Source organism: Dokdonella sp. (genome assembly GCF_049593775.1).
Lineage (GTDB): Bacteria > Pseudomonadota > Gammaproteobacteria > Xanthomonadales > Rhodanobacteraceae > Dokdonella.
On record NZ_JBAWHJ010000135.1, the window covers coordinates 1 to 22,014 of the forward strand.

17 protein-coding genes and 1 pseudogene are annotated in these 22,014 nt (G+C 61.5%); 6 read left to right on the forward strand and 12 right to left on the reverse strand.

The genetic code is table 11. The features are described from left to right. The 3 genes and pseudogenes from WBP53_RS04705 to WBP53_RS04715 all read right to left on the reverse strand — a co-directional run. Positions 1 to 739: pseudogene (locus WBP53_RS04705) on the reverse strand (primosomal protein N'); the annotation flags it as partial. 704 nt (positions 740 to 1,443) lie between these two features. Continuing rightward, on the reverse strand, positions 1,444 to 2,844 hold the full coding sequence (locus tag WBP53_RS04710; protein WP_423926444.1) for a DUF3667 domain-containing protein: 1,401 nt from the start codon (positions 2,842 to 2,844) through the stop codon (positions 1,444 to 1,446). Then, positions 2,841 to 3,827 (reverse strand): NAD-dependent epimerase/dehydratase family protein, encoded by a 987-nt coding sequence (locus tag WBP53_RS04715; RefSeq protein WP_423926446.1) that lies wholly within the window; start codon positions 3,825 to 3,827, stop codon positions 2,841 to 2,843. Before WBP53_RS04715 ends, WBP53_RS04710 begins: the two co-directional genes overlap by 4 nt. A 569-nt stretch (positions 3,828 to 4,396) precedes the next feature. Here WBP53_RS04715 and WBP53_RS04720 point away from each other — a divergent pair. Both WBP53_RS04720 and sppA read left to right on the forward strand, forming a co-directional pair. Beyond that, positions 4,397 to 5,758 carry an MATE family efflux transporter gene (locus WBP53_RS04720; protein WP_423926448.1) on the forward strand — a complete coding sequence of 454 codons (1,362 nt, stop codon included), beginning with the start codon at positions 4,397 to 4,399 and terminating at the stop codon, positions 5,756 to 5,758. 24 nt (positions 5,759 to 5,782) lie between these two features. Then, entirely contained in the window at positions 5,783 to 7,723 is a 1,941-nt protein-coding gene (gene sppA / locus WBP53_RS04725; RefSeq protein ID WP_423926450.1) for a signal peptide peptidase SppA, read from the forward strand. A 26-nt stretch (positions 7,724 to 7,749) separates the two neighbouring features. On the opposite strand, the gene WBP53_RS04730 is transcribed toward sppA, so the two are convergent. Further along, positions 7,750 to 7,995: a hypothetical protein gene (locus tag WBP53_RS04730; protein ID WP_423926452.1), complete on the reverse strand. Its 246-nt coding sequence runs from the start codon at positions 7,993 to 7,995 to the stop codon at positions 7,750 to 7,752. Between the two features lie 73 nt (positions 7,996 to 8,068). Between WBP53_RS04730 and WBP53_RS04735 the strand changes: the two genes are divergently transcribed. The 3 genes from WBP53_RS04735 (at position 8,069) to WBP53_RS04745 (ending at position 11,078) form a co-directional block, all read left to right on the forward strand. Then, positions 8,069 to 8,845, forward strand: coding sequence for an SDR family oxidoreductase (locus tag WBP53_RS04735; RefSeq protein WP_423926454.1), 777 nt, complete (start codon positions 8,069 to 8,071; stop codon positions 8,843 to 8,845). A 261-nt stretch (positions 8,846 to 9,106) separates the two neighbouring features. After that, entirely contained in the window at positions 9,107 to 10,570 is a 1,464-nt protein-coding gene (locus WBP53_RS04740) for an AlkA N-terminal domain-containing protein (RefSeq protein ID WP_423926456.1), read from the forward strand. Between the two features lie 13 nt (positions 10,571 to 10,583). After that, positions 10,584 to 11,078, forward strand: a complete 495-nt coding sequence (locus WBP53_RS04745) for a methylated-DNA--[protein]-cysteine S-methyltransferase (protein WP_423926458.1) — start codon at positions 10,584 to 10,586, stop codon at positions 11,076 to 11,078. 135 nt (positions 11,079 to 11,213) lie between these two features. Here the strand turns inward: WBP53_RS04745 and WBP53_RS04750 are convergent, their stop codons facing one another. The 7 genes from WBP53_RS04750 to grxD all read right to left on the reverse strand — a co-directional run bounded on the left by WBP53_RS04750 (position 11,214) and on the right by grxD (position 18,954). Continuing rightward, positions 11,214 to 11,819, reverse strand: a complete 606-nt coding sequence (locus WBP53_RS04750; RefSeq protein ID WP_423926460.1) for a hypothetical protein — start codon at positions 11,817 to 11,819, stop codon at positions 11,214 to 11,216. A 166-nt stretch (positions 11,820 to 11,985) separates the two neighbouring features. Next, on the reverse strand, positions 11,986 to 12,522 hold the full coding sequence (locus WBP53_RS04755) for a hypothetical protein (protein WP_423926462.1): 537 nt from the start codon (positions 12,520 to 12,522) through the stop codon (positions 11,986 to 11,988). A gap of 151 nt (positions 12,523 to 12,673) precedes the next feature. Further along, positions 12,674 to 13,303 carry a 2-hydroxychromene-2-carboxylate isomerase gene (locus WBP53_RS04760; protein ID WP_423926464.1) on the reverse strand — a complete coding sequence of 210 codons (630 nt, stop codon included), beginning with the start codon at positions 13,301 to 13,303 and terminating at the stop codon, positions 12,674 to 12,676. Positions 13,304 to 13,313: 10 nt separating this feature from the next. Next, positions 13,314 to 15,728 (reverse strand): acyl-CoA dehydrogenase, encoded by a 2,415-nt coding sequence (locus WBP53_RS04765; RefSeq protein WP_423926466.1) that lies wholly within the window; start codon positions 15,726 to 15,728, stop codon positions 13,314 to 13,316. Between the two features lie 150 nt (positions 15,729 to 15,878). Continuing rightward, positions 15,879 to 17,417 (reverse strand): threonine ammonia-lyase, biosynthetic, encoded by a 1,539-nt coding sequence (gene ilvA / locus WBP53_RS04770; RefSeq protein WP_423926468.1) that lies wholly within the window; start codon positions 17,415 to 17,417, stop codon positions 15,879 to 15,881. 101 nt (positions 17,418 to 17,518) lie between these two features. Further along, entirely contained in the window at positions 17,519 to 17,857 is a 339-nt protein-coding gene (locus tag WBP53_RS04775; protein ID WP_423926470.1) for a hypothetical protein, read from the reverse strand. A gap of 173 nt (positions 17,858 to 18,030) precedes the next feature. Further along, positions 18,031 to 18,954 (reverse strand): Grx4 family monothiol glutaredoxin, encoded by a 924-nt coding sequence (gene grxD / locus WBP53_RS04780; RefSeq protein WP_423926472.1) that lies wholly within the window; start codon positions 18,952 to 18,954, stop codon positions 18,031 to 18,033. A gap of 226 nt (positions 18,955 to 19,180) precedes the next feature. Between grxD and WBP53_RS04785 the strand changes: the two genes are divergently transcribed. Continuing rightward, positions 19,181 to 21,196 (forward strand): Ig-like domain-containing protein, encoded by a 2,016-nt coding sequence (locus WBP53_RS04785; protein WP_423926474.1) that lies wholly within the window; start codon positions 19,181 to 19,183, stop codon positions 21,194 to 21,196. A 117-nt stretch (positions 21,197 to 21,313) separates the two neighbouring features. Here the strand turns inward: WBP53_RS04785 and WBP53_RS04790 are convergent, their stop codons facing one another. Beyond that, a complete protein-coding gene (locus tag WBP53_RS04790; RefSeq protein ID WP_423926476.1) occupies positions 21,314 to 21,958 on the reverse strand; it encodes an SGNH/GDSL hydrolase family protein in 645 nt (214 codons plus the stop codon). Between the last annotated feature and the right edge of the window lie 56 nt (positions 21,959 to 22,014).

Here is a 22,014-nt window from a genome sequence, read left to right on the forward strand (position 1 = left end):
GCGCCTGTCGTCCCCGCCTGACGGCCTCGCTGATCGCGGCCAGGTAGACTTCGGTCTTGCCACTGCCGGTCACGCCGTCAAGCAGGAAAGGTGAGTATTGCCCTGCGCTGCCGAGAATCCCGTCCACGGCAGACTGCTGTTCTGCATTCAGCACTGGTGCGGCTACCGGCGTTTGCCCGGATTCCTGCTTTGGCAGGCGACGCTCCGTGACCCATCCGCGCGCGCGCAGGCTGCGAGCTGCCGAACGCCAGCCCGGCAGCTCGTGATCGAGCGAGGATGTTGAATGCGCCTTGTCGGACAGCAGATCCATCAGGCGATGCGTGCGCGTGCCCCGCCGGCGCCCAGGCAACTGCAAGGCCTCATGGCCGCCAGCTGTCAATTCGAATCCTGGCACGCCGCTTTCGGGAAGTTCGCGGCCGCTGCGCAGGCCGGTCGGCAACGCAGCCTCGAAGACTTCGCCCAGCGCATGCTGGTAGTAGCCTGCCGCCCAGGCCAGCGTCTGCATCAGTTCATCGGTCAACAACGGCTGCTCGTCGAGCAGCGCCGAAACATCCTGCAGCTTCGCGTCCGCCACTTCGCTGCTGTCGGCCAGGCCGAATACGACTCCAGTCAGCATGCGACGCCCGAACGGCACCCGCACGCGACAGCCCGGCTTGGGATCAGGCATGTCGGGTGCAAGTCGGTAGTCAAACAGTCGAAGCAGCGGCACCGGGACCGCCACACGGACGATGCGCGGCATAAATCGTGGATCTGGTCAGGCCAAGCGGCCAGTGTACCCGCGCCATTGGCAGACTGCCGGACTTTGCGCGCTCGGTTGGCAAACCTGCGCTGCGTTCGACGGCAGCCCGGCTTGTGGACACGTCAATCCACGACCGCCCACTGACATGTCATCGGGACGCTGGGCCGAAATCGCCAAATCCTCCCGCTGACAGGCATGGTCCAGCAGCGCCGCAGCCCCTTCACTCGCGCGCTTGCAGCAAAGTCTTCACAAGATCCCGAGAAAAACCCGGCAAGTCCCTGCCCTCCCAGAAGATTTTCGCTTATCCACAGGGCCTGTGGATAAGCTTGTGGACGAGGCCACCTGAGTGGCCTCCCCGGCCCATACAGGCGGGCTCGCTGTCATCTTGGTGAAACTTTGACCAGTCGATTTTCGATCAATATATTCAATGAGTTACACATGAGCCCGCAAGAGGCGTTCGCGCCCTGTGCTGCGGTTTGAGCGGATTCGGACCCATTTGGACAACTGTGCAAAACATGCTTGACAGAGCCGAAAACGGCGAGGTCGGAAACGCGGCCGGGGCGGGCTGGAAAAAGCCTCGATTTAACGCGGATTTGGCACATTTTCGACACCCGAACCGGTATCGGATGGCTGCGCGGACGTATCCCGGCGTTTGCCATCGAAATTCTGTGGCGCCACGCACCTGCCTGCCAGGCCCGCCCAGATCAGCTGGTCGCCAGCGCAATCAAGCCTGCAATACCGAGAGCAAACGAAAGGAAAATCGAGTAACACAGGCCGATCGCACAGTACTTCACCGAGGTCATCAACCACCCCTGGCCATAGACCCGTTTCTGCATGATCAGCAAATAGATGAACAACCAGAACCAGGCAGCCGCACGCAGCCATTCGATCAACTCGACTAGAACGGGTGAACTCTCGGCCATCCCGCGAAGCATGCTCAGGAACAGGATGACCAGCACCGACATGAAGATGAACGCATGGCTGTGCAAGGCAACCAGCAGGTGCTCCATATACAGGCGGCGCTTGAACAGATAGAAGACCTTGAGCAAAACGGCAAACAGCGGCATGACCACGAACAGGGTCTGCGGCAATACCGCGAACCAGCCAGGCAAGATGCGCTCAAACACCATGCGCTTGGGATTTTTTGACAGCTCCCTGATGTTCGTATCGACATGCGCCAAGGTGCTGTTCAACTTGTCGTTAAGCGCATCGGGCCACCAATCCACGGCAATCAGGTTGTCCTTCGCATGCCACGGCTTGCCGTTGATATTGAAAAGGGTTACCTCCGTTTTCTTCTCGCGCACGGGTAGTGGCTTTCCAGCGGCCAGTGCATCAGCGTCTTCCTTGAGTTCTTCCATGCGCACGGCACCGCTTTCGCGAGCCTTGGCAATGATCTCGTCGAAATGCTCCTTCGCTTCCGGAGCAAGCACCGGATCATCTCTTGCACTGGTCAAGGCTGCGATCGCCTCATCAACGGCCGCACTCACATCCTCGGGCGTCCTGGCGCTCTCCAGTCCCAATTCCAGCAATCGCGTAGTACCGCTTATCCGGGTTTCTGCGATCTTCGATTCGATTTTCGCCTTCGCCTCGCCATCGAGGCCAGGGGTATCACTGGCGATGGTCAGCGCGCGCAGGATCTTGTCAGCGCGCTGCGTGACCTCCTGTGGCGTGCTGGCATCCTCAATATCGTCTTGCCAATCATCGGGACCAATCGATGCCTGCATCGCGAAGAACGCGATGATGGTCAGGAAGAAAAACAGCCTGAACGGGGTCACATAGCGCGCACGCCGTCCCTGCAGATATTCGGTAGTCAGGAAACCCGGCCGAATGTAGAGATCCCACAGTGAACGGAAGATCCGGGAATCGACATTGAGGACGATATCGGCCAGATCCGACAGCACTTCCGACAAATGCCGGATCATTCCTTTCTCGGACTGCCCACAGGCATAGCAGAACGGGCCCTGGACCGGCGCTCCGCAGTTCGGACAGACTCTTTCCAGCGAATCCGCATTCGGCGTACTGAACTCCGCGTCGGGTGCGGTCAGTTGCCTGCCGTCTTCGGGCAACGGCGGCGGTGCTGGAGGCTGGTCGATCGTGGCGGTCATTTCGCGCGCAGCATTCCCTGTGCGCGCAACCAGACGCAGGTGTCGTGCACCAGATCCTCCAGCGGAGTGATCTTGTAGTCGAGTTCACGCATCGCCTTGCCCGAGTCCACGCGCAGATGGTGGCAGGTGAAGGATACTGCCTGCGGCGTGAGACTCGGCTCGCGACCGGTAACCCGGCTGATCGCATCGAGGACGCGCGCATAGCCACGCAAGAAACCCGCCGGCAATGTTTTCGCTGGCACGTTGCGGCCGAGTTCACGGGCGATGCACTGGACCAGTTCAAGGAAGCTGGCCTGCACACCGCCGAGCAGAAACGTTTCGCCATGCGCCGCAAGCCGCCAAGCGGACACTTGCGCCTTGGCGATCTCGCGTACGTCGGCAAATGCCCCCGACCCTGGTGGTACGCCAGGCAACTTGTCCTGATCGATCATCAGGAACATGCGGGCCCAGTTGTGCGTATCGCCGGGCCCAAGGATATGCGCAGGATTGAGCACGATGGCCTCGACATGTCCGCCAGCGTCGGCCTCAAGCACCAACTCTTCGGCGATCGCCTTGGTGCGCTCGTAGTTGATCCATGATTGTCGGCCGAGCCGCGGCGAGGATTCGGTGAGCGCATCCTCCTGTTGACCAAAGGCCGAGACCGACGAGGTATGCACGATTCGGCGAACACCACTCGCGCGTGCTGCGTCAACCACATTGCGCGTACCTTCGATGTTGGTGCGGGTCTGCTCCTCGGCATATCGACTCCACTGGCGTGTATCAGCAGCCACGTGGAAGATGCAATCCGTCGGCACGGACAGGACTTCGCGCAAGACTCCGGGATCCTCGATCGAACCGATAGTGGCGAACACGCCCTGCTTGCCCAGTTCTTCAGCTGCATCCCTGGATCGAACGACGGCCGCTACGTCGACTCCCGCGGCCTGCAAGCAGCCGAGCAGATGGCGACCCAGGAATCCGGTGGCTCCGGTCAGCATGACACGCATGGACGACACTCCTTCTGGAGGCGGGAAAGAGAATTCCCGCAACACCGCAACGCAGACACCCGAGTTTAGGGCAACACCGATCAAGTGGCCTAACTGCCATTGCGCTCTGCATGTGCGTCAGCTGCGCTGCAGGACGAGGTGAACGCCCAACGCCCGGACAGGCTGCTCGGCGTAACTGAGGGGCCTGCCAGCAGCCGCAGCCTCCGGCACGCTCGATCGATTCGACCTCATTTCACGTGCGTGCATCCATCGTCGTGCAGCGCTCCGTGGGTGCGACTGCATCGATGCAGGAGTCAGGCTCCCGGTGACCGGGAAGCGGGGGCTCCACCGCCGGAAGCGGAAAACCGCGCCGTGAGCAGGCGGTCGACCGGCCGGGCCTGCGCATCGCGCGCCTGAGACATTCGCAGCTTCGCGTGCAGAACCACTTGCGGGTCCGTTGTGGGATGGTCAGTCAATTAGCGCCAGGGCAACGCAAACTTCACGCGAACCGCCATGGTGACGACTGCGCCACCAGGGCGGCGCCGACTCAGCGACCCGGCTATAATCCGCGCCCGCAGGATGCTCGCTTGATGACCTCCATTCTATCCATCGATCGCCCCCGGGCGGCCAGAGAAGTGGTTGCCACCGTGCGACTGGCGTTTCCGCTGGTGCTCGGCCAGCTGTCAGCGATCGGCATGAACCTGATCGATACGGTGCTCGCCGGGCATCTTGATGCGCACACACTCGGTGCCGTCGCGCTCGGCAGCAACGTCTGGGTGCTGGCCATCATCGTCATCATCGGAATGATGATGTCGTTGCAGCCCTCGATCTCCCAGTTGCACGGCGCAGAGCGCAACGAGGACATCGGCCCGCTGTTTCGCCAGGCACTGTGGCTTGCCGTTCCACTGGGCATCTTCCTCGGCCTCGCAACAGCATGGCTTGGGCCACTGCTGTTCGGAATCATTGGCGTGGAGGCTAGCCTTGTCGCCGATGCCAGCGCATTTCTCGGTGCGGTCGCCTGGGGTGCCCCCGCACTGTCGGTGTTTTTCGTGCTCCGCGGACTCAGCGAAGGCATGGGGCGCACCCGGCCAACCATGTACTTCAGCGTACTCGGCCTGGTCCTGCTTGGCCCGCTCGGCTACATCCTGATGTACGGCGCCTTGGGTGTACCGCGACTCGGCGCCTTCGGTTGCGGCGTGGCAACGGCCATCGTGCTTTGGCTGCAGTGCATCGCCTTCGCAGTCTATCTGGCACGACGCTCGACCTATCGCGACCTTGGCCTGCTTGAACGCTTTGATCGACCGCGCCTGCGTGCGATCGGCGAACTGCTACATATCGGCGGCCCCATCGCGATCACCCTGCTGATGGAGGCCGGCCTGTTCGTAGCCGTCGGCCTGACCATCGGCAAGCTCGGTACCGACATCATCGCCAGCCATCAGATCGCCATCAACATCGCCTCGGTGGCATTCATGGTGCCGCTGGGGATTGCCATGGCCACGACGGTTCGCGTCGGACACTCGCGAGGACGCAACGACATCCAGGGCGTGCGCCTGGCTGGCGCCGTCGGCCTCTTGCTGACTCTGGGCGTTCAGATCGTGTCAGCGACGATCCTGTTCAGCATCCCCTCCCAAATCGCTTCGTTGTACACGACGGATACCGCGGTCATCGCCCTGGTTGCGCAATTGCTCACGCTGGCCGCGATCTTCCAGTTGTCCGATGGTATCCAGGCGGCATCGAATGGTGCCCTGCGCGGACTCAAGGACACCCGCGTGCCGATGCTTATCACCGGTTTCGCATACTGGGCGGTCGGAATGCCGGCGGGGCTGTGGCTCGCTTTCAGGGCGGATTTCGGTGTGCGCGGGATGTGGATGGGGTTGATTGCCGGCCTCAGCGTCGCAGCGGTCCTGCTGACCCGACGATTCTGGCGACTGGCCAATCGGCTGCAAGTCTAGACACGTACAATCCGGAGTGCTGGCGTGTGCCGTTCGGCGCATGCCTGGAGCCAGTCATTCCGCTACCCTGAACTCAAGATCTTCGGGCCTTGCACCCGAACCGGAGCTTTCTCGATGTCGCAAAACAACCCGGGCCTGTTCGTGCGCTTTGTGCGCGGAATCTGGAACACCCTCAACTTCACCCGACACCTGGTCTTCAACGCGATCTTCCTGATCGTGCTCATCCTGCTGGTTTCCGCGTTCTTTCGCGCCACGCCGATTCTCGACACCGAGACCGCCCTAGTGCTGGATCCAAAGGGCGTGATCGTCGAGCAGTACAGCACCGATGCCAGCGGTCGTGCCCTGGCGAACCTTACTGGCGACCCGGTCAAGGAAATCCAGTTGCGCGACCTGCTGCGCGTCATCGACTCGGCCGCAGCCGATGCACGCATTGACCGCATCGTCCTCGTACCCGACCAGATGATGGCCGGCATTTCCACGATGCGCGAAATTGGCCAGGCCTTTGACCGCTTTCGCGAAACCGGCAAGGACATCGTGGTGGTATCCGAAGGCATGGGCCAGGGCCAGTACTATCTGTCCGCCCACGCCGACGAAATCCTTCTCGATCCTGATGGCGCGGTCCTGCTGGAGGGCTTCGCCAGCTATCGCAGCTACTACCGCGATGCACTCGACAAGCTCGGCGTGAACGTCCACCTGATCAAGGTCGGCGAATACAAATCCGCAGCCGAGCCTTACATTCTCAATCACGCCTCGGATGCCTCCAAGGAGGCCAGCCTGTTCTGGATGGGCGGAATCTGGAACGAGGTTGTCGATGAAATTGCCTCGATGCGCGAACTCGACGCCGAAGCCATCAGCGATGACATCGCACACCTCGACATCCTCGTGCCGAAATACCGCGGCGACCTTGCCAAACTTGCCCTGGATACCGGTCTCGTCGACAAGCTGGCCACGCGCAGTCAGGCGCGTGAACTGCTCATTGCCATGGGCAAGCCGGATGAGGAAGGTGATTCATTCCGACAGGTCCACTGGTCGCAATATCTGGCCCTGCAGATCGGCGAAGCACTGCCTGACGCTCGACCGCAAGTCGGCGTGGTTGTCGCCCAGGGCGAGATCGTCCAGGGGGAGCAGGCACAGGGAATGGTGGGTGCAAAGACAGCAGTCCGTCTGCTCCGGGAGGCCCGCGAAGATGACGAGATCAAGGCGGTCGTCCTTCGCGTCGATTCGCCCGGTGGCGATGCCTACGCATCTGAAATCATCCGCCGCGAAGTCCAGTTGATACGCGACGCCGGAAAACCGGTCGTGGTGTCGATGGGCGATGTCGCGGCCAGCGGTGGCTACTGGATTTCGATGGATGCCGATGAAATCTGGGCGCAGCCAACCACCATCACCGGCTCGATCGGCATCTACGGCCTGTTCGTGACGATTCCTGAAGCGCTCGCAAAGATCGGAATCACCACCGACGGAATCGGAACGACACCGCTTGCCGGCGCGTTCGATATCCGCATGCCGCTCAATCCACAAGTCGAAACCATCATTACCAGCGTCATCCAGAAAGGCTATCGCGACTTCATCAGCAAGGTTGCAGCCGCTCGTGGAAAATCCGAAGAACAGATCAACGAAGTTGCTCGCGGTCGAGTCTGGAGCGGCTCGCAGGCCAAGGAGCGCGGACTCGTCGACAAGCTGGGCGGCCTGCATGAAGCGATCGCCGCTGCAGCTGCGCAGGCAGAATTGGGCCAGGACTTCGGCACCCGTTACATCGAGCCCCAACTTAGCGCCTGGGAGCGCATTGCACTTTCCATGAGTGACAGCGAAGCAGCCGTCAGTATCGGGCGCTGGGCCGGTCTGGCCTCATTGCCGAGCATGGTTCTTGGCAACGCCGAACTCGAACGCAACATCGCGTTGCTGCGCAATCTTGGCGGGAATCGATACGGCGTGGTCGCCCATTGTTTCTGCACGCTGGACTGATTCGGCAACGCTCAAGTCAACGCTGATCAACCGCCCTCATCGATGGCCTTGTCCCGTGCAGCCTTGGCTTCGTCGAGCGTGGCCTGCACGGCCTTGGCTTTGTCCAGGGCCTTGAGCTGCTCATCGAAAACCGTTTTCTTTTTCTGCGTGGCAGACGCATCGGCGGATTCATCTGCCACCGGCTCGTTGTCCTGCTGCGCGGGCGAGGAACACGCCGGCAGCATGCACAGCGATAGGATGATGCAGGCGGGAAGCAGGGTTTGTCGTAACATGGCGAACTCGGGTCCAGGTCGATGGCGACCCGAGTCTGCGCCCCTGCACTGAGTCAAACAAGCAGCCGAAACCATGAATCCATCACGCTGGCGACTCGAAGGACAACTGGCCCTGGTCACGGGCGCAAGCCGCGGGATCGGCCTGGCTACTGCGCGCGAGCTGGCCTCGCTGGGCGCAAGTGTCATGCTGGTGGCCCGCGATGAAACCCTGCTCGAGCAAGTCCGCGATGAACTCGCCGAGGAGTTCCCCGGCACCGCCCTGCACACGTTTGGTGCCGATGTTACCGAGCAGGAACAACGACTGGAGGTGTTCGACTACATCTGCGATCTCGGCCTTGAATTGTCCCTGCTGGTCAACAATGTCGGCAACAATCTGCGCAAGGCCACGCTCGACTACACCGAAACGGAGTATCGAAGCCTGATCGATACCAACCTCGTTTCCGCGTTCGAGATGTGTCGACTTGCCCACGTACACCTGGCCCAACACGCGAATGCGGCTATCGTGAATGTCGGGTCGGTTTCGGGAAGCATTTCGGTGCGCACCGGCTCGCCCTATGGAATGACCAAGGCTGCCCTGCATCAACTGACACGGAACCTCAGCTGCGAGTGGGCCGCCGACGGCATTCGCGTCAATGCGGTGGCGCCCTGGTATATCCGCACCCAGCGATCCGAACCTGCACTCGCCGACGAGGATTACCTCGAGGAGGTACTGGATCGCACACCCATGCGGCGGATCGGCGAACCCGAGGAAGTCGGCGCGGCAATCGCCTTCCTGTGTTTGCCTGCGGCCTCTTACATCAGCGGAGAATGCATTGCTGTCGATGGCGGATTCCTCCGCTACGGGTTCTGAACTGGATGGCACTGCTTCAAGGCAGCGCTCCATCAATTCAGACCCGCTCAGGCGGGAGGTTCTCGCCAACAGCCTTGCGGGTGTCCTGAAGCGATTCCCGTCTGCGCGGGAATCACGTTCACGGAACTGGTGCCATCCGGCATCAGGTTCTATCCGTCAGTTTGGCCCGAATCCAGCTGCCGACAATACTGCTGGTGGCTTCGCGCATCCATGGCCGAAAATGGCGAGTCAGTGTCGAGCAACGCTGCTAGATTAGGCGGCATGCAAGTCCAGCCCACCAGCAAGACACTCGATACGGCCGTATGCGAACAGGCACGCCTGACTCGCGATACCCGGTTCGACGGATTGTTCTTCACAGCCGTGAAGACAACCGGGATTTATTGCCGACCGGTATGCCCTGCACCGCAACCCAAGCCACGCAACATCACCTATTACCCCAGTGCGGCGGCGGCGGCTGCTGCGGGGTTTCGACCTTGTTTGCGCTGCCGTCCCGAGGCCGCACCAGGTTCGCCCCTGCACCATTCCAGCAGTGCGCTGGTGACCGCAGCGCTGGGCCTCATCGAGCAAGGCATGCTGGACGCAAGCCCGGTTGCCGAGCTGGCCATGCGGATCGGGGTTGGCGAGCGCCACTTGCGCCGCCTTTTCGACCAGGAGGTGGGTGCCAGCCCAAACGACGTGGCGTCGACAAGACGCCTGCTGTTCGCCAAGCAATTGTTGATGGAATCCAGCCTGCCAATCACGGATATCGCTGGCGCCGCGGGCTATGCAAGCCTGCGTCGGTTCAATGCCGCGTTCCTGGATGCCTACGCCAAGCCGCCCCGTGAGATTCGGCGCGGGCGCGGCGGCACATCGGCGGATGGAGCCATCGAACTGCGTCTGCCCTGGCGCCCGCCGTACGATTTTCCTGCAATGCTGGCGTTCTACGAGCGCCGCGCCATTCGCGGCGTCGAACGCGTCGACAATGGCAGTTACCGGCGCACGGTCCTGATCGACGGAGAGCCCGGCTGGATGGAAGTATCGGCCATCGAGGATCAGCCTGCCCTGCGCTTGCGCGTCCACGACGTGCGTCCTGCACGACTTGGCACGCTGGTCGCACGCGTACGACGCATGTTCGACGTCGATGCTGATCCTGCGGCCATCATGAAGGTCTTGCAGCGTGACAAACGATTGCGGCCGCTGGCCCGGCGTTGGCCCGGGCAGCGCTTGCCGGGTGCCTGGGACGCGCATGAGCTCGCCGTTCGAGCCGTGCTCGGCCAGCAGATTTCGGTTGCCGCAGCGCATACGCTTGCCTCACGACTTGTCGAACGATACGGACTCGCGCACGAACCCAGCAATGGTGCCGGACTCGGCGCCCTGTTTCCGGCGCCGACGATTCTCGCCGAGGCTCCGCTTGAATCGATCGGCCTGACCCGGGCTCGCGCGGCAACAATTCGGGGACTGTCGCGCGCCTGCGCCGAGGGGACCGTGGATTTTTCCAGTGTCCAATCGCTGGACGCGTTTGTATCGCGCCTATGCGAGCTACCCGGTATCGGAGCGTGGACTGCCCAGTACATCGCGATGCGGGCGCAATCGCGACCCGATGCATTTCCGGCGGGTGATCTGGTCCTGCGCAAGCTGGCCGGGGATGGCGTGGCGATCACCGAAAGGGCCATGGCATCCATCGCCGAAGCGTGGCGCCCCTGGCGTGCCTATGCCGTCATGCTGCTCTGGCGCAGCGCCAACTAAACGGAACAGGAACATGATCTACGACACGATGGAAACCCCAATCGGCAACATCGTGCTGGCAGGAGATGGGCACGCCCTGCAGCATGTCGGCCTGCCGGATGCACGTCGACCACTGGCTATTCCTTCGGAGTGGAAACGTGATCCATCCCGGCTCGCCGAAGCCACGAAACAGTTTTCCGCCTACTTCCGTGGTGAACTGATTGAATTCAATCTTCCGCTTGACGCGGCCGGCACCGAATTCCAGAAACGGGTCTGGCTGGCACTGGGCGGAATCCCCTACGGCACGACCATCAGCTACGCCGAACTTGCCCGACGCATCGACAATCCGAAGGCGAGTCGCGCCGTGGGCCTGGCCAATGGCGCCAATCCGCTCTCGATCGTGGTCCCGTGTCATCGCGTCATCGGTGCCAACGGTTCGATGACCGGCTACGGAGGCGGGTTGTCAGCCAAACGATTTCTGCTTGATCTGGAAAGCAGACATGCACCGAAATCCGACCGGTTGATCTAGGTGGGTGTTTGCATGGTTCGCCAGCTTTCGATTGCCAGTCCCTCTCCCACCGGGAGAGTGAGCAAGGCCAGAGGCAGACCTCGCCGGTTTTCAGACACATTCCATCGTCCTGCCTGGCAACCTTGCGCGCGCACCTCAGTACCGACAGGTGGCGACGCGTGCTTGCCAGGCTTCCAATTCGATGCGCACCTGCGCCGTGGTGTCACTGAACGCGAAACGCATTCGGCGTTGCGCATCATCAAGCTGCTCTGCATAGAATCGGCAAAGCGGTTCTCCACTGACCCACGCACAAGGGTCTTCCACCCACGTGTATAGACCAGCCGCACCGCCGCGGCGTGAAGGGACGACCGGCACCTCACGCAAACCCGGCGCCGATACGCCAATGCCGTTCGGTCCGCCATAGGCTTCTCCCAGCGACATGGGCGGATAGCCAAGCGCGCCAAGGGGCAAGGCATGCCGTTCGCCGACACCGCTCTCGCTGATGTAGCGCGAGCCATCGTCGCGCTGACACAGATAGGTCGAAGACGGGGGCAAGACCTCCGCCGACGGCGAGGTCGTGCCGACGTCGGGCTGATGCCGATCATCCGTCGCGGGACTGACGATCGCGGACTCGGGCGAGGCGACGCGGACGGGATCCTCTGCAAGGGTGCGCCTCCGGGACGCTTCCCCTGGCAAGCAGGGCTTGTCCTGGAACCTGATCACGCCATCGCTGCCGTGACATTCATGGATCGAAATCGCCATGACGGATTGCGAACCAAGGCCGATGCACAGAAGTGAGACGCAGACTACAAGCGCGGATAGCTGTCGCAAGATCGCGGGGGTGGATACAGCCGCGTGCGAGGAGCGGCAAACACCACTCCCCGCACGCATCGTCCCGTCAATACCCGCCGGGATCATGTGGTGCAATTCAGCGCTTGAGATCCTTTGCCACTGCATGGGCATCATCAAGCGCACGCTTGGCATTGGCCTTGGCAACTTCATGTGCTGCGTTCGCCTCATCCTTGCACGGTCCAGCCATGGCCGAAGCCATCGTGTCGCAACGTTCGAGAGCAACCTTGAGGTTGGCGTCAGCCTTGGCGACCGCCACATCATAGTCGGCCTTGGCCTGCTTGCTCACTGTCTCGGCCTCGACCTCGGCTACATCGCCGCTGGCATCCTTGGCGACATCCATGGCCTGGTCCGTCGCGGCATTGATCTTTTCATTTGCCCTGGCATCCGCCTCGGCAACTTCTGCGCGTGCTTCCACGCGTGCTGCCTCCAGTTTGCTCTGCGCCTCGGCACTCACCTCATTGGCATCCTTTTGCGCCTCGGCCAGATCTTCCGAAGCCTGTTGCCGGGCTTCCTCGATCTTGCGTTGCGCTTCGACAGCTGAATCCTGCTGGCTGCATGCGGCCAGGGTGGTAGCCACGGTCAGTGTCGATACAAGCATAAGTTTCTTCAACATGCGTTTTCTCCCATTCGTAAGCGGCGCTTGCCTGCCCGGTTGCTGCCAGGGGGCTGCCGCGGGACGCATTAGAACCAGTCAATCGTGAACGCATCGTAATCCGCCGAGTTTTCATTCAGCCCACGGACACAATGGGAACGCACTGTGAGTTTCAGCGCCGGCGACTGGCCGCACTCGGCAGGTCAGCCAATCGCGCGTACTCACCTTGCTCGAACCTGTGCGGATCGACCAGGGCGGCTTCTGCCATGGGAGTGGCATCATTGCCCCAGAACAGCTGCTCACCGACACGCAGTGTCGGAACGCCAAATACACCATGCGCCATGGCGTCATCGGTGTTGGCACGCAGCTGATCCTTTACCTCGACGGCGCCAGTGGCCGCATCCACATCGGCAACACCGATGCGTTCGGCCACGGTCCGCAGTGCTTCTGCGGAGTCGGCAGCCAGGCCATCTTTCCAGATGTGGTCAAACAGTGCTTCGACGATTTCCCAGCTCGATCCTGCAGCGATGGCCAGGCGCAACACACTGACCGGATTGAACGGATGTGCCGGCGGAAAGCGCAGCGGCACGCCGTTACGCTCGGCGCTCCACTGCACCATGCGGTAGGTAAACACGCGCTTGTGCGGGATCTCCGCAGGACCCAACTGACCGTGATGGTGCAGGATCGCGGGCAACAGGATGGGCTTCGGCGTGATCGAATGCTGTTCGGCCAGCGCACGCACACGCGGCAGTTGCAGATACGCGAACGGCGAGATGAAGTCGAAATACCAGGTCGCACTCATTCGTCATTCCTCAATGCAGGGTCTTGTAGAGCTCCGGGTCGAACGCATCGACCTGGATCACTTCGTCTCGCGCATCGCGAGCGTCATTGAGGCGATCGTATTCGCCCTGTGTAATCACACCAGCAGCCAGGCCAAGATCATCCAGCATGTGGCCAGGCGCTCGATCCAGTTCGCCTGCGCGCACCGCATCACGCAACCTGGTTTCGATGGGCAACGCCGCCACGGCCTTGTCCAGCGCGGCTTCAAGCATGCCAAGCCCGGGTTCGTCGGCATCCGGAACGAAAATGTCTCCGGTCAACGTCTGACGCGCTTCGCGATCTAGGAGAATGTCGCGAGCCACGCGCCTGCCAATGCGATCGGAAGGCGGGCGGAAACGTGCACCCAGCGGAAAGATAAGCCATCCCAGCCACCATGCTGGCAGTCGCATCGGCAGGTTCTCCAGCACACCAAGCAATGCTTCCTGGACGCGGTACAGACTGTATTCGACCGACCAGCGCACCAGGCCAAAATTGGCTGTGGTCTTGCCTTCATCGTGATAGCGCTTGAGTGCGGCTGATGCCAGGTAGAGGAAGGCCAGCGCATCGGCAAGTCGCCCGGATATTTTCTCTCGACGCTTCAGCGTGCCGCCCAGGGTTCCCATTGCCGTATCGGAAAGAATGGTGAATGCGGCAGAGAAGCGCGACAGGTGCTGGTAGTAGCGTGCGGTATCGTCAGTCCGGGGCACACTGGCAAGTCGAGATCCGCTCAACGCCAGCAACAATGCCCGCACCGAACGCGTCACCAGCAAGTTGACGTGGCCGAAGATGGCGAGATCGAACGCCTTGAGATCCTTGTTCGCAACCGACTCGATTTCCTTCTGCACGAATGGATGACAACGGATGGCACCCTGCCCGTAGATGATCATCGATCGGGTCAGTATGTTTGCGCCTTCCACGGTGATGCCGATCGGCACCGCGTCCCAGGCGCGCGAAAGCATGTTGCGTGGGCCGCGCTGGATGGCGCTGCCGGCACGGATGTCCATCGCATCGGATACGACCTGACGCATCGCATCGGTCAGATAGGCCTTTGCGATCGAGCCGATCACGGCCGGCTTTTCGCCCGCATCGAGTGCTCCGCAAGTCAACGTGCGTGTTGCCGTCATGAGATACGTCATGCCGGCGATTCGTGCCAGCGGTTCCTCGATGCCCTCGAAACGTCCGATAGGGGTATCAAATTGCTCGCGCACGGTTGCATAGGCACCGCAGATGCGGGTCGCCATCTGGGCCGCGCCTATGCTCAAGGCGGGCAGTGAAATCGAGCGACCTGCCGCGAGCGATTCCATCAGCATGCGCCAACCGATTCCCACGCCATCCCGCTCCCCGATGATCGCGTCCAGCGGTACCCAGACATCGCGACCCACGGTCGGGCCGTTGTGGAACGGGACGCCCATCGGATCATGACGCAAACCGATTTCGACTCCGGGGGTATCGCGTGGAATCAGCGCGCAGGTGATGCCGCGGTCGACTTCATCACCAATCAGATGGTCCGGATCCTTGAGCCGGAAGGCGAGCCCGATCAAGGTCGCGACCGGTGCCAGGGTGATGTAGCGCTTGAGCCAGTTCAGGCGCAATCCGAGCACTTCCTTGCCGTCGATCATGCGCTTTTCAACAATGCCTTCGGACTGTGTTGCCGCAGCATCCGAGCCGGCTTCCGGCCCGGTCAGCGCGAAGCAGGGAATCTCCACACCTTCTGCCAGCCGCCTCAGGTAGCGATCCTTTTGTGCCTGGGTTCCGTAGTGCATGAGCAGCTCACCGGGACCCAGCGAGTTCGGCACCATGACTGTCACTGCCGCCGTCACCGAACGGCTGGATATCCGGGTGACGATCCGCGATTGCGCCAGCGCGGAGAATCCGTGCCCGCCGTATTCCTTTGGGATGATCAAGCCGAACAGGCGGTACTTGCGGATCAAGGCCCAGATTTCGGGCGGCAGATCACGCTGCTGGTAGACCTCCCAGTCATTGATGCTGCGACAGAAGTCGTTGACCGGCCCGTCAAGAAAGGCCTGCTCCTCCTCGCTGAGGCCACGCGCATCGAAATCGATGAGTTTCTGCCAGTCGGGCATGCCGGAAAAAAGATCGGCATCCCACCAGACCGTTCCGGCCTCGAGTGCGGTGCGCTCCGTATCACCCAGTCGCGGCAACACCTTGGCAAAAACCGGCATGACAAAGCGGGAGACGAGCACGCGACGTATCGCGGGCACGCCAAACACGACAGCAATCACGATCAGGATTGCAGTCACCGCAGTAAAGAGTTCTGGCGAAGCGACTCCCGTCAAACGCCAACCAACGAGAAAAACCGCGCTGCTCACGATCCAGGCAAGGAATCCCCAGCCTCGAAAGGCCAATGCGAGGAAAGCGAATACTGCCAATGCAATTGCATATCCCATCGGATGAGCTCCGTTCTGAAGACTGTCTGATTATGCGCTACCGGCTACAGGGTGCTAGCCGCTGCATGAACCGTTCACTTTGACCATGACGCCAACCAGCGCATGAAACTGCACCCATCACGGACCTGCGATGGCCATTTGCCCCAGCGGTCAGCTTGCAGTGTCACCGTTGCGCAGGAACAGGTGATAGGCCGGATTCGCGCTCTCGTCGCAATACGGATAGCCGAGTTTTGCGAGGAAGGCGCGAAATTGCCTCATGTCGCCATCCGGGACCTGAATGCCGACCAGGATGCGGCCAAAGTCCGCCCCCTCATTGCGGTAGTGGAACAGGGAAATATTCCATTCGGGATTCATTACCGAGAGGAATCGAAGCAAGGCGCCGGGGCGCTCCGGAAACTCGAAGCGGTACAGCAGCTCGTTGCCTTCAGCGGCGGAACGGCCCCCAATCATGTGTCTCAGATGCTGCTTGGCCAATTCATCCTGGCTCAAATCCAGGGTGGCGAACCCCTGTGCTCGCAGATTGCGTGCGATTGCCGACCGATCACGGTGGCCAGTCACCTGCACGCCAACGAACAGGTGCGCCTTTTCCGCACCGGCCATTCGGTAGTTGAATTCGGTGATGTTGTGCCCCTCAAGGGCGTCACAAAAAAGTCGGAACGAACCGCGCTGCTCGGGAATGCTGACTGCGAACACCGCTTCACGTGCTTCGCCGACTTCCGCACGTTCAGCAACAAAACGCAGGCGATCGAAGTTCATGTTGGCACCGCAAGCCACGGCGACCAGCGTTTTCCCGCGCACCTGGTTCGCGGCTGCCCAGGCTTTCATGCCGGCGACGGCAAGCGCGCCGGCAGGCTCCAGGATGCTGCGCGTGTCCTCGAAGACATCCTTGATTGCCGCGCATACCGCATCGGTGTCGACCAGCACGATTTCATCGACAAGCTCGCGGCACAGCCGAAAGGTCTCCTTGCCGACTTGCTTGACTGCCGTGCCGTCACAGAACAGGCCAACATCCTTGAGACGCACGCGTCGACCGGCCGCGATCGACTGCGCCATGGCATCGGAGTCGGCCGCTTGAACGCCAATGACTCGAATCTCGGGGCGTACGGCCTTGACGTAGGCGGCGATGCCGGAGATCAGGCCGCCGCCGCCGATCGCTGCGAAAATTGCCTCGATGGGCCCGGGATGCTGGCGCAGGATTTCCATGCCAATCGTGCCCTGCCCGGCAATCACGTCGGGATCATCGAACGGATGCACGAACACCAGTTTGCGCGCCGCAGCCAGTTTGTCGGCATGGGCTTTTGCATCGGAGTAGGACTCGCCGACGAGGACAATCTCGACATGCTCGCCGCCAAAATTGCGCACCGCGTCGATCTTTACTTCGGGCGTTGTCACCGGCATCACGATGACGGCCTTGCAATCTAGCCGGGCTGCGGCCAGGGCTACGCCTTGCGCATGGTTGCCGGCGGAGGCGGCAATGACGCCGCGTTTCAGTTCGGCGCGCCCCAGCCCGGCCATCTTGTTGTACGCGCCACGCAGCTTGAACGAGAACACCGGCTGGCTGTCTTCGCGCTTGAGCAACACGGTGCACCGGGTGCGCGCGGAAAGCCCCGGCGCTATCTCGAGCGCTGTTTCACGGGCAACGTCGTAGACGTGCGAGGTCAGGATGCGTTTGAGATAGGTTTGGGACATGAGCTCTGGCCAGGCCACCGGAAACACGGCGGCGTCCTGTCCAGACTACATGGGGGCAATAGCCAGCGCCATGCGATCAGGCAGCCCGTGACGAGCGGGCGCTACTTGTCCAGATCGAGATCATCCATGCTCCAGATGAACTCCAGCGAGATCACACTGGCGCCGGCAGCATCTTTGCGCACCTTGCAATTGAAGACCTGGGTGAATTCGGAAGGGAGTCCGCGATCGAACACGATCGGCGTAGAGAGAAGCATCATGCCTTCACCACCGTCCGCAGGGACGGCGCTGGCGGCCAGTTTTTCGGTATCAATCTCGAACGTCTTGCCCATGAGTCGACTGTTCGCTTCAGCCAGGCAGGCATCGACAGCCGCCTGGTTGCCAGCGGAACCGCCACAGGCACAAAGGGTCAGGATCAGACTGGAAAGCAGGATCGAGCGCATCGGGATGCTCCGGACTTTGTGTACTCGGGACCACGCACCGTGATGCACTTCACTGCATCACGGCTCCCATGAGTATAGGCATAGTCGTGGCGATAACCCATGCTGCGGCGCAACGAAGTGAATCGTACTTCCCGCCGGCCACCGGCTCTCCTGGTCGCTGCAACCCACCGGGATCAGTAGCGCGGCACCTTCTGGTCCACTTCCGCAGCCCAGGCCTCGATGCCGCCTTCTATGTTGTGCACCACCCGGAACCCCTGCTCGCGGAAGTGTTCGGCAGCGCGCCGGCTGGAATTGCCGTGATGGCAAAGAAACGCGAGCGGCGTTTCCTTTGGCAACTTGACCAGGCGATCGTGGGAACTGGCGTCCAGTACCTCGGCTCCGGAAAACGGAGCGAGTTCACGCTCGCCAGCCGGGCGCACATCAATGACCGTGATCTTGTTGTCGTCGAGCAGTCGCTTGAGGCTTTGCACGTCCAGGCCGTGCACCTTTGGAGGTGCCGCAGGCAGGTCGATCGACAGTCCTTCGCCCTGTGCGGTTTCGGTCCAGCCGATATGGGCACCCTTGGCACGCTGTGCACTGGCTGGATCGAACAGGACGTCAATGCCGTTGGCGTTCACGCGGATCTCGTTGCCCTGGACCTCACGCAACTGGAACTGGGGCTGAAAACGCTCGTCGATGGCCAGGAACAGACCCGTGCCCTCGGCCTCGCCCAGCGCCTGTCGGATCTGGGTGGCCGCTTCGTCACTGATCGTGATTTCCGGCGGGGTTCGATCAGGCTCGGGAAGGCCGAGCAGCTTGTGCAGTTCGCCGCTGGCAGCCATGCCTTGCACGATATCGGCGCCGCCGACCAGCTCACCGTCAATGTAGAGCTGCGGAATCGTTGGCCAGTTGCCATATTCCTTGATGCCCTGACGAATGCCTTCATCGGCCAGAACGTCGACAGTCACGTAGTCGTCAAGCAGATTATTCAAAGCGCCAGCCGTTGCCGCCGAGAATCCGCAGCTTGGCGCGTCACGCGTTCCCTTCATGAACAGGACGACGCGGTTGCTGGCCAGCATCGTTTCGATGCGCTGGTGGACGGGTTGGGTATCGGACATGGGGCTTTCCTCAGGACATTGGGTTCAATACAGGAGTCGGTTCGACTTCCGGTGCATGACCCGCATATGGGTGCGCAGGCGGGCACGCGCAAGGGCAGAACAGTAATCCGGAATGAATCTGGATTCGCATGGTAGCGCAGGGCCGCGGCCGGCGATGTTTGGCCGGCAGTGAAAAATACTGGATAATTCGCAGTTCAGGAAAACGACTACCGTCAGGGGAAATGACATGATCCGCCAGCTGCCACTCTGCGTCGCCATCGCACTCGCTACGACGGCGCATGCACAGGCACCTTCCGAGCCATCCTCGGGTGATGTCACGATTCCAGTCACTTATGTCGGATCCAATGCCCGAGTCTCCCTTGGCGTGGACAACGATGGTGATGTTCTGGGCGAAATCCTCGCGATCCTCGGCAAGACCGACGAATCGGCATGGCTGGCTGAACTCTGGCTTGGCCAGGGCAGCTCCGGTGGCCTCCAGGTCAGCTACAACCGCCTGTTCGGATCGGCAGACAGCGACAAGGCCACGGTCTGGAAGTTCTTTGGCGCCGGCGACCAGAACATGTACCAGGACCGCAAGGCGACGATCGGTGTCGGCTGGGAGCGCAATGACCTGTTCTTCAGCGGCTACTACAGCCATGCAACCTCTGGCTCACGCCTGATCAACTCCACCCTGATCACCGACACCACCACGTTGACCGGAAGTGACGCCGGTGGCGCCTATACACAGCTGCAGACGGTCGAAACCCTGACCGATTTCTTCGAGCACCCTTACGATGACGGTGTCGGGTTCCGCCTCGGCGCTTATTTTGACGAGCCGCTGCTGCGCGTGCGCGGCGGATTCGATTACGAGAAGGGTGACTTCAACTCCGACCAGTCAACCATTTCCCTGGGCATGGACAAGCTGTTCCGCAACAGCCCGTTCAGCCTCTCGCTGCAAGGCGAATACCTGCGCAAGTCGGGCGACTTCGAGATCGACAAGTCCGATTCGCGTGGCTGGCTGCTGGTCCGCTACGACTTCGGTCAGAATTATCGAGTCCGCGAGCCGTTCCGCATGGTCGAAGTGCGCACGCCGGCGCCTGCCGCCGCTGCGGCTCCCGCCGAGCCACAGGTGATTCGCAACGAAGTCCGCCTTGATGGCGATGCCTTCTTCGGATTCGATCAATCCGAACTGCGTCCCGATGCCATCGCTGCGCTCGATGAACTCGTGGCCAAGCTTGCGTCCGTGTCTCGTGTCAGCCGCGTCAGTGTGGTGGGTCATACCGATTCGGTTGGCCCCGAAGCGTACAACCAGCGCTTGTCCGAACGTCGTGCAGCAAGCGCCAAGACCTATCTGGTCAGCCGCGGCATTCCCGCGGAGCAAATCGATATCCGCGGAGACGGCGAGCTGAATCCTGGCTTCCCGAATGACACGGCCGAGAACAGGCAGAAAAATCGCCGCGTCGACGTCGACTTCCTGACCATCGAAGAGAAGGTCGTTCCGGCACCAGCGCCGGAGCCGGTGTCCGACAAGGTCGAATGGGTGCGCGAGCCTGTCCAGGCCAATCCCGCCTGGATCGAACGCGCGCTGCGCAATCCTGCCGAACACAAGCGCACCGTCGACGTCTACAAGTTCGAGGAAGAGTCCAGCACGACCACGCTTGGACCTCGCGTCTATCTGAACGGCCTGCCAGTGGCCGTCAACGACGCCGCCACGGTCGATTTCGATTCGTCCGGCAACCTGATCAACGTGCTTGCCAACGACAGCGATCCGGATGGCGATGCGCTGGTCATCAGCAGCGTGTCAGCGCCGATGCATGGCACGGCAACGATTGTCGGTGGCCAGGTCAGCTACACGCCGACACCAGGCTATTCCGGCGCGGACAGCTTTACCTACACGATCAGCGACGACAACGGCGGTACGGCCACTGCCACGGTGAGCATTACGGTAAACACCGCCGATGAGTCGAACCAGCCGCCGGTCGCCGTTGACGACGATGGTGGTGCATTGAAGGGCTACTCGACGGATATCGACGTGCTGGCCAATGACAGCGATCCGGACGGCGATCCGCTGACCGTCATCTCGGTTGATCACACCGGCCCCGGCATCGCCGAAATCACCATCAATCCGGACAACACGATCCACTACCAGTCGATCCACGGATTCTCCGGAATCGACACGTTCAGTTACACGATTTCCGATGGCCAGGGCGGCACCGCAACGGCAAGCGTTCGCGTCGACGTCTTCGAAATCGCGCACGACTGACCACCGGCAGGGCTGTGGCGACCTGATATCTGCTGCAGCCAGCGCTGCCTGGTGATTTGCCTCTTCCCTGTCTGAACCGGGAAGAGGCAAGGCAGAACGACCGATGTCAGTTCGCTTTCAGTCCGGCCTGCGAAGAGGTGTATCCAGCAACTGGCAGGCAACGGGCAGGATCAGGTCGACCCACAGCGCGTATTGCTTGTCGGACGGATGCAAGCCGTCGTCTGCCATGAATGTCCGGGCGACGCCGCGCGATGCGCCGGTGATGTCGACCCAATGCGCGCCCCGCTGCATGGCCTGCTCACGGGCGCTGGCGTTGAAACGATCAATTTCCACGGCGACCGCAGCATCGTCAAAGCCTTCTTTTCGCGCGAACGGGGTCACACCCCAGTCGGGAATCGAAACGACGATGACCTTGCCCGCCTCACCTCCGGCTTGCTCGACGGCGAGATCGAGCAGACGCTCGAACTCCATAGAGTAGGTTTCCAGAGGACGACCGCGGAACTGATTGTTCACACCTATCAGCAGGCTGACCAGGGCATAGGGCGGATTGAACGTGTATTGTGCGGCCGCCTCGAGCAGTTCGTCCGTGGTCCAGCCGGTGGTGGCCAGGATCTCGACATCATCCATTCGCCTGCCTGCGGCGCGCAATCGCGATATCAGTTGTGCAGGCCAGGTCAGATCGGCAGGCACGCCTTCACCGATGCTGTAGGAATCGCCAAGCGAAAGCATGGTCCACGAAGAGCTGTCGACGTGCTCGGCCATGACGAACTCAGGCGACGTGGCGCGCGCGCCCGCCACCTTCGGCTATGCGCAGCAAG

Coding starts and splice junctions, on each gene's coding strand:
- WBP53_RS04775 (WP_423926470.1), bottom strand. CDS start 17,857: ATGCGCTCGATCCTGCTTTCCAGTCTGATCCTGACCCTTTGTGCCTGT.
- WBP53_RS04715 (WP_423926446.1), bottom strand. CDS start 3,827: ATGCGTGTCATGCTGACCGGAGCCACCGGATTCCTGGGTCGCCATCTG.
- WBP53_RS04760 (WP_423926464.1), bottom strand. CDS start 13,303: ATGAGTGCGACCTGGTATTTCGACTTCATCTCGCCGTTCGCGTATCTG.
- WBP53_RS04735 (WP_423926454.1), top strand. CDS start 8,069: ATGAATCCATCACGCTGGCGACTCGAAGGACAACTGGCCCTGGTCACG.
- WBP53_RS04750 (WP_423926460.1), bottom strand. CDS start 11,819: ATGGCGATTTCGATCCATGAATGTCACGGCAGCGATGGCGTGATCAGG.
- WBP53_RS04790 (WP_423926476.1), bottom strand. CDS start 21,958: ATGGCCGAGCACGTCGACAGCTCTTCGTGGACCATGCTTTCGCTTGGC.
- grxD (WP_423926472.1), bottom strand. CDS start 18,954: ATGTCCGATACCCAACCCGTCCACCAGCGCATCGAAACGATGCTGGCC.
- WBP53_RS04730 (WP_423926452.1), bottom strand. CDS start 7,995: ATGTTACGACAAACCCTGCTTCCCGCCTGCATCATCCTATCGCTGTGC.
- WBP53_RS04745 (WP_423926458.1), top strand. CDS start 10,584: ATGATCTACGACACGATGGAAACCCCAATCGGCAACATCGTGCTGGCA.
- WBP53_RS04785 (WP_423926474.1), top strand. CDS start 19,181: ATGATCCGCCAGCTGCCACTCTGCGTCGCCATCGCACTCGCTACGACG.
- WBP53_RS04765 (WP_423926466.1), bottom strand. CDS start 15,728: ATGGGATATGCAATTGCATTGGCAGTATTCGCTTTCCTCGCATTGGCC.
- WBP53_RS04755 (WP_423926462.1), bottom strand. CDS start 12,522: ATGTTGAAGAAACTTATGCTTGTATCGACACTGACCGTGGCTACCACC.
- WBP53_RS04710 (WP_423926444.1), bottom strand. CDS start 2,844: ATGACCGCCACGATCGACCAGCCTCCAGCACCGCCGCCGTTGCCCGAA.
- WBP53_RS04740 (WP_423926456.1), top strand. CDS start 9,107: ATGCAAGTCCAGCCCACCAGCAAGACACTCGATACGGCCGTATGCGAA.
- ilvA (WP_423926468.1), bottom strand. CDS start 17,417: ATGTCCCAAACCTATCTCAAACGCATCCTGACCTCGCACGTCTACGAC.
- WBP53_RS04720 (WP_423926448.1), top strand. CDS start 4,397: ATGACCTCCATTCTATCCATCGATCGCCCCCGGGCGGCCAGAGAAGTG.